Below are 11,396 nucleotides of genomic sequence, written 5' to 3' on the forward strand. Positions count from 1 at the left end.
TGATAGGGATAAGGCGCGATAAGGATGCCGATCGCAAACAACATAATATCTAGATGTTCTCAGATTTGCTCATATCGGATCGGCGAATATTTATCATTCTCCGACCTCAACATTCAGATGGAGGCGTTCAGGCGTGAATCCCATAACGGGCGCACATCGACCTTGGCTGGAATGACGCCAGCCTCGGCGAAGGTGTCGGCGACGCCCTGCTGAGAGGCGATCGCGTCGTCGCTGATCCCCGTCAGCGCGTAGTCTGCGCTGCGTTCCTTGAATTCCTGGACGTAATAGGCGGCCTCAACGCCGGTGGCCGCCGATCGCGCTCGCGCCCAGCGCTCGCCATCGGCGTTGATCCAGTCGAAGACCTTCTTGTAGCGACCGACATAGTCGCCGATCGCCTTGAGGCGGATGGGATCGTCCAGCGCGGTCTTGGCGGCCGTGATCAGGTAGTTGCCCGACAGCCTTCCAAGGCCGGTGGTCAGCACGCGCGCCCCGGCCGCACGAGCCTGGTAGACGATGACGCCATAGATCACCCAGGCGTCCAGCGCGCCGCTCTGGAAGGCCGCGAGGCCATCCTGGGGCGACAAGGCCACCGGGGTGATGTCCTTCCAGGTCAGGCCGGCTTCCTTCAGCAGGCGCAGAAGGATGTAGTGGGACGTCGTGGCCTTCACATAGCCGATCCGTTTGCCCCGCAGATCCTTGAGCCCGTTGATCGATGAGCCCTTGGGGACCAGCACGACCTGGTTGTTCACGTCGCCGCGCAACACGCCGACGATGCGAACCTGGTTGCCTGGCTGGGCGGCGACGAAGATCGGCGGGATCTCGCTCATGCCACCGAAATCCAGCGCGCCGGCGTTGATCGCCTCGGCGATCAGGTTGCCGCTGGCGAACTGGCTGCGCGCCAGCTTGTAGGGGGGCGCGCCGACGCCCGCTTCGGTGAAGAAGGCTTCGGCGTTGCCGCGATAGGTGGCGACCCTCAGGGTCAGGTCTTGGATCGACGCGGCCTTGCGATCGTTCTGGGGCGAACAGGCGGTGAGGCCGGCCATGGACAGACCCGCCAGAGACAGGCCGCCGACCATCAGGTCGCGGCGCGAAAAGGAAAAGCTGGTCATCAATCGAACAGGTCCGGCTCTTCCTCGGTGACGACGTCCCAGTACGGCTGGAAGGCCCAGAAGCCGCCGGCTTCGCTGCCGACCTGGCCGGCGGTGTGCTTGGCCACCTCGGGCGGCATCGGCTTGGTCGGGCCCGCGGCCTCGGCCAGCAATTGGGTCTGGCAGGCGTTCTCCAGCGCCAGGTAGCGCCAGACAGCGGCCTCGACCGACTGGCCGACGGTCAGGATGCCGTGGTTCTGCAGGATCACGGCCTTCTTCGGGCCCAGAGCCTTGGCGATCTTTTCGCCCTCGCTGGTGTCGAGCACCACGCCAGAGAACTCCTCGAACAGGGCGTGGTCGTCATAGAACGCCGCCGAGTCCTGGGTCAGGGGATCCAGTAGTCGGCCGAGCGCCGACCAAGCCTTGCCGTACAGCGAATGCGAGTGGGCAGCGGCCACGACGTCGGGCCGGGCCTCGTGCAGCTGCGAGTGGATGGCGAAGGCCGCCCTATTGAGGCGAGCGGGCGCCTTGGCGGGCGGTTGGACGATCTCGCCCGAATGGCTGACCAGCATCAGGTCCGAGACCTTGATGCGGCTGAAATGAACGCCGAACGGATTGACCCAGAAATGGTCGGTCAGCTCCGGATCGCGGGCGGTGATGTGGCCCGCGCCGCCCATGTCAAAGCCGTAGCGGCCGAACAGGCGATAGGAGGCCGCCAAGCGCTGCTTGCGATAGAGGCCTGTTCGTGGGTCGGCTGGCGAGGCAGTTCGCGCGAGCCGAATTCCGGCAGGACGGTCTCGATCTTGGCGGGGTGCGGTCCCTGAGCGGCGAAGGCCCGGGCGGGGCTGATGGCGGTCATGAGCGGATGTCCTTCAGTAGCCGCGCGACAGGTCGACGACGTCGGCCAAGGGCGCGCCGGACCGGAACCGGGCCAGGTTCTCGGCGAAGCGGGTCGCGAGGTTGATGCGGGTGTCTGGCGTATGCACCGAGGTGTGCGGCGAGAGCCGGACCTTCGGGTGGGCGTAGTAGGGATGGCCTGGCGTCAGCGGCTCCGGATGGGTGACGTCCAGGCTGGCGCGACCGACGCGGCCGTCTTGCAGCGCCGCCAGCAAGGCCTCGTCGTCGATCAGGGCGCCGCGCGCGATATTGATCAGATGCAGGCCCGGCTTGGCGTGGGCCAACACTTCGCGGTCGACCAGATGGTGGGTTTCCGGCGTCGCCGGCGCGGCCAGGACCACATGGTCGCTGCGCGCGAAGAGTGTCTTAAGGTCGGCCACCCGCTCGACGCCCGGCGTCGGAATGGGCTGGTCGGAGCGCCTGGTGGCGATGACTTTCAGGCCAAGGGCTTGTGCGCGCGGAGCCAGGGCCTCGCCGATCGCGCCGAAACCCACCAGGCCCAGGGTCGAGCCCGAAACCAGACGCAGTTGCTGCGGCGCCCAGCGCTCGGCCTTGTCGATCCAGATATCGGGCAGGCGCTTGGCGTCGGCCAGGATGGCGGCCAGAGCGAACTCGGCCAAGGCCACCGCCGAAGAGCCCTTCGCCGAGGTGACGATGGGGCCGTCGAACAGCCAGTCGGGATAGAAGTCGATGCCGACCGAAACCAGTTGCACCCACTCCACGTCATAGGGCCAGCCCTTGGGCGGATCCTTGGGCAGCTGGCCGCCGGCCTTGCGGAACGGCGCCGCGACCAGGACCTTGGTCTTGTCGGGCAGGGGGGCAGTCAGGCCCGGCGGCACGGCGATGATCTCCGCGTCGCCGGCGTGCTGGGCGAAGACGCTGTTGAACAGCTCGGGCAGTTGGCTGGCGACGACGAGACGGCTCATTTGCCGGCTTCCCGCGCCGCGAACGCCGCCTTGCCGGCGCTGGTCAGCACCACATCGGCCTGGGGCGTGTGGACCCGGCCGCACAGCACGTCGCGATGGTGCCGCTCCAGCGGGTTGTTGCGCGTCAGGCCGGGGTTGCCGGTCAGCTTCAGCGCCTTCTCGACCACGGCGATGGCGTTCTCCGTGACAAGGTGCTTGACCTGTCCGGCCTCGACGCCGGTCACCTCGCCCCGCGCCGCCGTTTCCAACAGCACGCGATTGGTCAGCAGAAGGCTATCGATCTCGCCGACGGCTTCTTGGAAGCGGGGCAGGGTGGACAGCGCCGCGCCCAGGTTGGCGGGCTTGCGATTGGCCAGGAAGTCGACCAGCCAGTCGCGGGCGGCCTGGGCCTGGGCGTCGTAGATCGCGGCGGTCAGCACCGACGACCACGCGGCGAAGCTGGCCGGATAGGGCGGCGGCGCGCCGGGCGGCTGCGGGTCCAGTGCGTGGTCCAGCGGAACCAGCACGTCCTCGAAGATCACGTCATGGCTGGCGCTGGCGCGCAGACCCAGATGATCCCAGGTCTCCTCGATGACAACGCCGGGGCTGTCGGCGCGCACCAGCCAGCCGCCGACCAGAGGCTCGGCGTCGTCCGAGCGCGCCCAGACGACAAACCAGGTCAGGGCCGTCGAGCCGGTCGAATAGATCTTGCGGCCGCTGATCCGCCAGCCCTCCGGCGTGCGGCGCGCCACCGTCGCCGGAAGCCCGCCACGCGCGGGCGTGCCCAGGTCTGGCTCGACCCGCAGGGCGTTGATCAGCGCGCCATCGGTGATGGCCTCGCCGATCACACGCTGCTTGAGATGTTCCGGCCAGCCGGAGCGCCCTTCGACCGAGGCGTGGAACAGATACTGCATGACCAACACGAGCGCGGTGGCCGGCTCGCCGCGCGCCACGGCCGAAACCACCTTCAGGGCGGTCGGCAGATCGGCTTCCAGACCGCCCAGGCGCTTGGGCGCGGTCAGGGCCAGCAGGCCCGCCTCCCGCAGGGCCTCGAAATTGGGGGACGGGAAGCTGGCCTCCCGATCGTGGCGACCGGCGGTGGCGGCGAAGGCCGCGGTCAGACCCGGCAGCACGGCGTCGAGATCGGGGAGGTCCGGCGTGGGCGCCAGTTTCAGGGCGGCGGCGCTCATAGCACCACCTCGCCGGTCGGGAAGGCGATCAGCGCGCCCTCGGCGGGAGCGGCCGGGGTTTCGACACCCAGGCGCCCCAACAGGCGGCGGCGTATGGCGTGGAAGCGGGTGTCCGGCAAGCGCGGTCGCTCCAGGCCGATGCGCTCCTCGGCGGCAATGCGGCCGCCGTCCAGCACCAGGACGCGGTCAGCCAGGGCGATGGCCTCGTCGACGTCGTGGGTGACCAGCAGCACGGCCGGCTTGTGCTCGCGCCACAGCGTCAGCACCAGGTCATGCATTTTCAGGCGGGTCAGGGCGTCCAGCGCGGCGAACGGTTCGTCCAGCAGCAGCAGGGCTGGCTCGCGAACCAGGGCGCGGGCCAGGGCGGTGCGCTGCGCCTCGCCGCCCGACAGCGTCGAAGGCCAGACGTCGAGGCGATGGCCCAGGCCGACCTCCTTCAGCGCCGCCTCGGCGCGAGCCCTGACGTTCTTGTCCTTCAGGCCGAGCGCGACGTTGCGCCAGACCTTCTTCCACGGTAGCAGCCGGGCGTCCTGGAAGACGACAGCCCGGGCGTCCGGTGTCGTAACATCCTGGCCCTGGGCGGAGTCCAGGCCGGCCAAGGTGCGCAGCAACGTGGTCTTGCCGCTGCCGCTGGCGCCCAGCAAGGCGACGAACTCGCCCGGCGCGATGGCCAGATCCAGCTTGTCGATGACGACGTTGTCGCCGAACTGGCGCGTGAAGCCCTTCAGGTTCACCACGGGCGGCGGAGCGGTGTTGGAGACGACCTTGAGCGGACGGCTGCGAAGGCGGGGCTGAACCATGGTCATTGCTCCACGAGGCTGGGGCGCCAGGCCAGAGTCTTGCGCTCCAGCATGCGGACGAAGGCGTCGGCGCTGAGGCCGAGCAGGGCGTAGGCGAGCAGGCAGACGACGATGATGTCGGTGCGCATGAAGTCGCGGGCGTTGTTGATCAGGTGGCCCAGGCCGGCCTGCGCGTTGATCTGCTCGGCCACGACCAGCATGATCACCGAGATGCCTAGGGCGTAGCGCAGGCCCGTGAAGAAGGCGGGCAGGGCGCCGGGCAGGATCACCTCGGTGATCAGCGACCAGCCCGAGAGGCCAAAGCTGCGCGCGGCTTCGACCAGCCGCTTGTCGACGCTGCGGATGCCGGCGAACAGGTTCAGGTAGATCGGAAAAACGATCGCCACGGCCAGCAGGGCGATCTTCGGGGTCTCGCCGATCCCAAACCAGACGATGAACAGAGGCGACAGAGCGACCACCGGCACGGTGCGCTTGATCTGCAGCAAGGGGTCGCTCAGCGTCTCGCCCCAGCGCGACAGGCCCGACAGCAGGCCCAGCGGCACGGCTATGAGCAGCGCGATCGACAGGCCGGTGGCGGCGCGTCCCAGCGACACCAAGAGGTTCGCGGGCAGCTCGCCGGAGACGATCATCGACCAGAAGGTTTCCGCCACGGCGGACGGTGCGGTCAGCACGCGAGGCGGGATCACGCCCGTGCGCGAGCCAAGCTCCCACAGCAGCAGCAGCGCGATCGGCGATAGCCAGCGCGCGTGGGACCATCTGGGCCAACGCCATGAAAGGGTTGGAGAAATTCTGTGGGTCGGCGCCAGAGACACTGAGGACCTTCCGAGCTGTAAGGCGTTGCGGCGCAAGCGCCTTTCGTTCACAGAGAAGGACGTTTAATTCCTACTAGATCAATAGACTTATCCTCAGGGGTCTTATTAGAGTTTCTCAAGGGGCGCGCCATGGCCACTAATCTACCGACCGAACTCCTCCGCAGCTTTGTCGCCATCGTCGATTCCGGCTCGATGCTGCGCGCCACCGAGCGGGTCTTCGTCACCCAGTCCGCCCTAAGCCTACAGATGAAGCGTTTGGAGGAGACGGTTCTGACGCCTCTGTTCCATCGTGACGGCCGCAGGCTGGTCCTGACGCCGGCGGGGCAGGCGCTGTTGCCGCGGGCGCGCGAGATCCTGGCGCTCAACGACAGCGCCGTGGTCGCCTTGACGGGAGATGTCCTGGCCGGACCCGCGCGCGTGGGCCTAGTGCAGGATTTTGCCGAAACGCTGCTGTCCGGCGTTCTGGCGCGCTTTTCCCAGCTCAACCCGGAGGCCCAGCTTCAGGTGCGTGTCGCGGGGTCGCCCGAGCTGCTGGACCTGCTGGCCAGCGATCGCCTCGACGTGGTGCTGTGCATGGGGCCAGCCGATGACGCCGCCGCCGCCCGGGTCGCGCCGATGGTCTGGCATGGGAGCGAAGGGCTCTCCAACCAGCCCGTCTTGCCGATCGCCGTGCTGGAATCGCCGTGCCGTTTCCGCGACGCCGCGTTGGCGGCGCTGGAACGGGCAGGGCGACCCTATAGGATCGCTCTGGAGACGCCGAGCCTCTCGGCTCTGCGCGCGGCGGTTCAGGCAGGCCTGGCCGTGACGTGCCGTACGACACTGTTCCTGCCGAACCATGCGCCGCTTCGCGACGCGGGCCTGCCAGCGCTGCCGGACGTCGCCTATGTCCGCAAGACCAACGCTTCGCCGCACGCCTCGATCAGCAAGCTGTCGCAACTGATCCACGCGGCGGCGCTGGAGTCGTGAGATACGTCGAGCCTCGACGGCTCGGGAGACTCGACGTGACATACTTTCGGCGTCGCCGTCGCGTGGGTCTGCCCAATCCAAGCGGACGCAATCTGGCGTTCGATCGCGTATCTTGAGCTTCGGGTGACCGTCGGAGAGATAGGCGACGACCATTCTAGCGCGGTTAGATCAATATCGTCTAAGATATATTATCAGCAATATTGGTTATGATCATCAGGCTTTGATGTTGGCGACCGTCACGCCGTGAAGCTCAACCCGTCGTAAGCTGGCTCGACGCCCGGCGGAAGTTTTGCGCTCAAGGCTTTGAAATCCAAATCGATATGTAGGTTTGTCAGAATGGCGCGGCGGGGTTTGGCGCTAACGATCCATTCCAGGGCGCGCTCCACATGGGCGTGGGTCGGATGCGGCGTCCAGCGCAAGGCGTCGACGATCCAGACGTCGAGGTCCATGAGCGCCGGCCAGCTCTCTTCCGGAATTCCGATAACGTCGGGCGTATACGCAACGTCGCCGAACCGGAAGCCGACTGAACGGATGCCGCCGTGATCGAGGTCAAAGCTCAGCACCGGAATTTCGCCGCTGGGGCCGTTCAGCGTCCAGGGTTGGCCATGCGGCGGCAGCGGCCTGGGATCACAGATCGCCGGATAGCCGCGACGCGTGTTGAAGACGTAGTCGAAGCGATGCGTCAGCCCGGCGCGCGTGGCCTCGTCCATATAGGTCGGAATGATCCGCCGCTGGTTCAGGAAGAACGGCCGCAGATCGTCGATGCCATGCGCCTGGTCGGCGTGATCATGGGTGAACAGCGTCGCGTCGATGCGTTTCACGCCAGCCGCCACCGCCTGAAGCCGAAAATCCGGTGAGGTGTCGACCACCACGGTGGTCTCGGCGGTCGGACCGCCCTGCCCCTTGCGTCGCACCAGCATCGAGCATCGCGTGCGCAGATTGCGAGGATCGGCGGGATCGCAATCGCCCCAATTGCCGTCGGCGCGGGGCACGCCGCCCGAGGAGCCCGAGCCGAGGATCGTGAACTCCAGCGGGCCGGTCATGGGCGCGGTATCCTGTCGAACAGACTGAAGAAGGCGTCTTCCGTCCGGGCCTCGGCCTCGGCGCGCGTCCAGCCTCGGATCTCGCCCAGTTTGTCAATGATATGAGGCAGATATGCCGGTTCGTTGCGACGTCCGCGCATAGGGACCGGAGCCAGATAGGGGCAATCGGTCTCGACGATGATGCGGTCGGCCGGCATGTCGCGGATGATCTCGCGCACGTTCTCAGCCTGTTTGAAGGTGGCGATGCCAGAGACCGAGAACCAGGCTCCCAGGGCGGCGGCGCGGGCGGCCAGTTCCGGACCGCTGGTGTAGCAGTGCATCAGGATCTTGAACGCGCCCCTGGCATGCTCGGTCTCGAGGATTTCGGCCATGACATCGTCGGCCTCACGGGTGTGCACCACCAGTGGCAGGCCCGTTTCACGCGCGGCGGCGGCGTGGGCGCGGAACACCTGGGCCTGCACGTCGCGCGGCGACAGGTCGTAGTGGAAATCGAGGCCGCATTCGCCGATGCCGATCACGCGTGGGCGGCTGGCCAGGTCGACCAAGGTCGCCGTCGTCAGGTCCGGATTTTCCTTGGACTCGTGCGGGTGTGTTCCGACCGTGCACCAGATGTCCGGCTCGGCCATGGCGATGGCGTGCACGGCTTCGAAGGACGAGACCTTGTCGCAGATGGTGACCATCAGCTCGACGCCGGCGTCGCGGGCGCGGGCGATCACCGCATCGCGGTCTTCGTCGTACTGGTGGGCGTGGAGATTGACGTGGCTGTCGATGAGCATGCGGCTCACATCGCCGTCTTGGCCGCCGCGCGCAAGTCCGAGATCGCGCTCCAGAAGACATCGGCGCGATCTAGGTTCACCGCCTCGGCCTCGCCCGGCCAGCGGGTGATGCGATCCCAGACGCCGGCCCAGCGGTCGACGGCGGGCGTTGCGCCGGCGCTCGCCAGGCGCGTGGTCATGGCGTGGATCTGATCGGCCAGACGCTCGAACAGCAGCTCGAACCGCGCCGCGCCCTCGGCGCCGCGGAAGGTGTCGGCCATGGCCAGTAGGGCGGCCTCATCGATGCCCGGAAGGCCTCGCAGGATTTCGCCGGCCGCGTCATCCATGGCCAAGGCGCCGGACGAGGCCAGTTGCAGCGCCCTGCCCGGCGCGCCGTGCGCCATGCGTGCCAAGCGTTCGGCGTCGCGGTGATCCAGGCCGACGCGGCGCTCCACCATGCTGGCCGCCGCCTCGACGCCTGGCGCGGGCACAGCCAGCCGACGACAGCGCGAGCGGATGGTCGGCAGCAGCTTTCCCGGCGAATGACTGACCAGCAGGATCACCCCGCGCGGCGGCGGCTCCTCAAGAGTCTTGAGCACCGCGTTGGCGGCGTTGACGTTCAGGTCGTCGGCGGCGTCGATGATGGCCACCCGGTAGGGTGAGATGGCGGGTGAATTGGCGAAGAATTCCGGCAGCCGACGGGCCTCGTCGACGGGGATGGCCTTGCGCGCCTTGCCGTCGTCGGTGGCGCGCTCCAGCACCATCAGGTCGGGATGCGATCGGGCGGCGACCTGGCGGCTGACCACGTCCGACGGCGAGGCGCCGAGCACGCCCTGCGAGGGATCCGGCCGCGCGCCCAGAAGGCGGCGGGCCATCCGATAGGCCAGGGTCGCCTTGCCCACGCCCTCAGGGCCGGTCAGCAGCCAGGCGTGATGCAGGCGTCCGCGATCTAGGGCGTCGAGAAAGGACGCCTCGGCGGTGCCCAGGCCCTCCAGACCGTAGACGTCGCGAGGATGCAGAGGCGCATCCATCAGAGGTCCAGCCGGTTGGACACGACGTCCCAGACGGTCTCGCAGACCGCGTCGGGCGTGTCGTTGGCGTCGATCACCGCACAGCGCTCCGGCTCGCGCTGAGCGATGGCCAGGAAGCCGGCGCGCAGGCGCTCATGAAAATCCAGACCCTTGGATTCGAACCGCGCCGCGCCGCCGCGAGACGCCGCGCGGTCCAGGCCGATGGTCGCCGGGATGTCGAAGATCAGGGTCAGGTCGGGAAGCGAGCCGGCCAGGACATGATCCTCAAGCGCGGCGATCAGGGAGGCCGGCGCGTCACCGCCGGCGCCCTGATAGGCCCGGGTCGAGTCGGCGAAGCGGTCGCACAGGACCATGGCGCCGCGGTCGAGGGCCGGACGAATCACACGCTCCAGATGGTCGCGGCGCGCAGCGTACATCAGCAGCGTCTCGGTGATCGAGGACCAGCGATCGGCGTCGCCATTGACCAGCAGGTCGCGGATGGTCTCCGCGCCCAGGCTGCCCCCGGGCTCGCGGGTCAGGACCACGTCGAAGCCGGCCGCCTCTAAACGATCGGCCAGGCGGCGGATCTGAGTCGACTTTCCAGCCCCCTCCCCGCCTTCGAAACTGATGAATGCGCCGCGTGTCACGGGCTTCAATTCGGCCGGATCGCGTCGCTTGTCCAGAGGACTTGCGGCTTTGCGTCAGGGGCGCAGCACGGCGGCGTCGCGATAGCCCAGGGCCACGACGCGTTCGCGCATCGACCAGGCCTCGCCTTCATCAGCGCCGGCCGAAACGGTGACGCGATACAACGTGCCGCTGGCGCGCTCCATCGGCTCGATCGTGGCCGAGCCGGCGCTCTGGAGTTGGGCGACGGCGCGCTCGGCGTTCTCGCGATTGGAGAACGAGCCGGCCTGGATGCGGAACGTTGAGGCGCGAGTCGGCACGATGTCGAGGTCGGCGCGCTGGATCGTTGATGGCGGACGGGCGGGCGCCGAGACTGCAGGCTTGGGTTCAGGACGCGACGGGATGATCTGGGTGCGAACGGGCGGCGGCTCGGCCGGCCATTCGATCGGTTCGTCGTCGCGGAACGCCAACCGGTTCGAGGCAGGCTTCGGCGCCGGTTGCGGCGCGGCCTGGACATATTGGCGGGTGTCGAAGGCGTTCTTTGGCGCGGGGCCGATATAGCGGACGCGGACATTGGCCACGCCCTGCCGGCGATAGCCCAGCTGGTCGGCGGCGGCTTTCGACAGGTCGATGATGCGTTCGCCGATGAAGGGGCCGCGATCGTTGACGCGGACCACCATCTTGCGGCCGTTGTCGAGGTTGGTCACCTCGACCAGGCTAGGCAGGGGCAAGGTCTTGTGGGCGGCCGAGGGCACGTCCATGTCGAAGATCTCGCCGTTGGCGGTGCGGCGATTGTGGAACTGCTCGCCGTACCAGGAGCCAACGCCCTTGACGTTGTAGTCGGGGTCCTCGTGAGGATAATACCAGACGCCCTTGATCTGATACGGCTTCTCGGTGCCGCGCAAAGGCTTGCCGGACGGCGAGGTCATGGATCCGCGCGGCGAATAGGCGACCGGGCGACCGATATCCAGGCGCGGCTTGGGCGTCGAGCAGGCCGCCAGGCCCACGGCCACGAGAAGGGCCAGGCTCACGCCGCGCACGCAACGCCACAGATGTTGATCGATCACCATTCAGACGTCTTTCCGACGCGGGCTCGCCCTTCCGAGCCTTCATGATGCATCAGTTGTTTTGAAGTCTGGTTAAGGCGCGACGGCGCTGATATAGCCGCCTGCTCCGGACAGATGGCCGAGTGGTTTAAGGCAGCGGTCTTGAAAACCGCCGTAGGTGAAAGCCTATCGTGGGTTCGAATCCCACTCTGTCCGCCACCTCACTCACCTTCGCGCAAGGCTCGCCGCCACGGCGCGCG

General features: G+C 67.7%; 12 protein-coding genes and 1 tRNA gene. 2 read left to right on the forward strand and 11 right to left on the reverse strand.

Features of this window, described 5'->3' with window-relative positions:
• Positions 1-113: 113 nt before the first annotated feature.
• The 6 genes from AC1RUS_RS07415 to AC1RUS_RS07440 all read right to left on the reverse strand — a co-directional run bounded on the left by AC1RUS_RS07415 (position 114) and on the right by AC1RUS_RS07440 (position 5,566).
• Positions 114-1,109, reverse strand: coding sequence for an ABC transporter substrate-binding protein (locus AC1RUS_RS07415; protein WP_492914583.1), 996 nt, complete (start codon positions 1,107-1,109; stop codon positions 114-116).
• Positions 1,109-1,807 carry a class II aldolase/adducin family protein gene (locus AC1RUS_RS07420; protein ID WP_492914585.1) on the reverse strand — a complete coding sequence of 233 codons (699 nt, stop codon included), beginning with the start codon at positions 1,805-1,807 and terminating at the stop codon, positions 1,109-1,111. Before AC1RUS_RS07420 ends, AC1RUS_RS07415 begins: the two co-directional genes overlap by 1 nt.
• 153 nt (positions 1,808-1,960) lie before the next feature.
• Entirely contained in the window at positions 1,961-2,911 is a 951-nt protein-coding gene (locus tag AC1RUS_RS07425) for a D-isomer specific 2-hydroxyacid dehydrogenase family protein (RefSeq protein ID WP_492914588.1), read from the reverse strand.
• Complete coding sequence (locus AC1RUS_RS07430; RefSeq protein WP_492914590.1) at positions 2,908-4,080, reverse strand: acyl-CoA dehydrogenase family protein; 1,173 nt, start codon at positions 4,078-4,080, stop codon at positions 2,908-2,910. Before AC1RUS_RS07430 ends, AC1RUS_RS07425 begins: the two co-directional genes overlap by 4 nt.
• The gene (locus tag AC1RUS_RS07435; RefSeq protein ID WP_492914591.1) at positions 4,077-4,880 is read right to left on the reverse strand and encodes an ABC transporter ATP-binding protein; all 804 of its coding nucleotides are present in this window, start codon (positions 4,878-4,880) and stop codon (positions 4,077-4,079) included. Before AC1RUS_RS07435 ends, AC1RUS_RS07430 begins: the two co-directional genes overlap by 4 nt.
• Before the next feature lie 2 nt (positions 4,881-4,882).
• Entirely contained in the window at positions 4,883-5,566 is a 684-nt protein-coding gene (locus AC1RUS_RS07440) for an ABC transporter permease (RefSeq protein WP_492914593.1), read from the reverse strand.
• A gap of 255 nt (positions 5,567-5,821) precedes the next feature.
• Between AC1RUS_RS07440 and AC1RUS_RS07445 the strand changes: the two genes are divergently transcribed.
• Positions 5,822-6,658, forward strand: coding sequence for a LysR substrate-binding domain-containing protein (locus AC1RUS_RS07445; protein WP_492914595.1), 837 nt, complete (start codon positions 5,822-5,824; stop codon positions 6,656-6,658).
• Between the two features lie 236 nt (positions 6,659-6,894).
• Here the strand turns inward: AC1RUS_RS07445 and AC1RUS_RS07450 are convergent, their stop codons facing one another.
• From AC1RUS_RS07450 to AC1RUS_RS07470, 5 genes are read right to left on the reverse strand one after another with little or no spacing between them, the layout of a single operon-like run.
• Complete coding sequence (locus AC1RUS_RS07450; protein WP_492914597.1) at positions 6,895-7,701, reverse strand: MBL fold metallo-hydrolase; 807 nt, start codon at positions 7,699-7,701, stop codon at positions 6,895-6,897.
• Positions 7,698-8,486: a TatD family hydrolase gene (locus AC1RUS_RS07455; protein WP_492914599.1), complete on the reverse strand. Its 789-nt coding sequence runs from the start codon at positions 8,484-8,486 to the stop codon at positions 7,698-7,700. Before AC1RUS_RS07455 ends, AC1RUS_RS07450 begins: the two co-directional genes overlap by 4 nt.
• Positions 8,483-9,490, reverse strand: coding sequence for a DNA polymerase III subunit delta' (locus AC1RUS_RS07460; RefSeq protein WP_492915284.1), 1,008 nt, complete (start codon positions 9,488-9,490; stop codon positions 8,483-8,485). Before AC1RUS_RS07460 ends, AC1RUS_RS07455 begins: the two co-directional genes overlap by 4 nt.
• Positions 9,487-10,113, reverse strand: a complete 627-nt coding sequence (gene tmk, locus AC1RUS_RS07465; RefSeq protein WP_492914601.1) for a dTMP kinase — start codon at positions 10,111-10,113, stop codon at positions 9,487-9,489. Before tmk ends, AC1RUS_RS07460 begins: the two co-directional genes overlap by 4 nt.
• A gap of 54 nt (positions 10,114-10,167) precedes the next feature.
• Positions 10,168-11,160, reverse strand: a complete 993-nt coding sequence (locus tag AC1RUS_RS07470; protein ID WP_492914603.1) for a septal ring lytic transglycosylase RlpA family protein — start codon at positions 11,158-11,160, stop codon at positions 10,168-10,170.
• A 105-nt stretch (positions 11,161-11,265) separates the two neighbouring features.
• Between AC1RUS_RS07470 and AC1RUS_RS07475 the strand changes: the two genes are divergently transcribed.
• Positions 11,266-11,355: transfer RNA gene (locus AC1RUS_RS07475), tRNA-Ser, on the forward strand.
• The last annotated feature ends 41 nt before the right edge of the window (positions 11,356-11,396 follow it).

This window comes from Caulobacter sp. GW821-FHT10F06, assembly GCF_058809215.1.

What these genes read in the sequence shown, in the direction of transcription:
- AC1RUS_RS07415 (WP_492914583.1), bottom strand. Translation starts at nt 1,109, where the DNA reads ATGACCAGCTTTTCCTTTTCGCGCCGCGACCTGATGGTCGGCGGCCTG.
- AC1RUS_RS07425 (WP_492914588.1), bottom strand. Translation starts at nt 2,911, where the DNA reads ATGAGCCGTCTCGTCGTCGCCAGCCAACTGCCCGAGCTGTTCAACAGC.
- AC1RUS_RS07430 (WP_492914590.1), bottom strand. Translation starts at nt 4,080, where the DNA reads ATGAGCGCCGCCGCCCTGAAACTGGCGCCCACGCCGGACCTCCCCGAT.
- AC1RUS_RS07435 (WP_492914591.1), bottom strand. Translation starts at nt 4,880, where the DNA reads ATGGTTCAGCCCCGCCTTCGCAGCCGTCCGCTCAAGGTCGTCTCCAAC.
- AC1RUS_RS07445 (WP_492914595.1), top strand. Translation starts at nt 5,822, where the DNA reads ATGGCCACTAATCTACCGACCGAACTCCTCCGCAGCTTTGTCGCCATC.
- AC1RUS_RS07450 (WP_492914597.1), bottom strand. Translation starts at nt 7,701, where the DNA reads ATGACCGGCCCGCTGGAGTTCACGATCCTCGGCTCGGGCTCCTCGGGC.
- AC1RUS_RS07470 (WP_492914603.1), bottom strand. Translation starts at nt 11,160, where the DNA reads ATGGTGATCGATCAACATCTGTGGCGTTGCGTGCGCGGCGTGAGCCTG.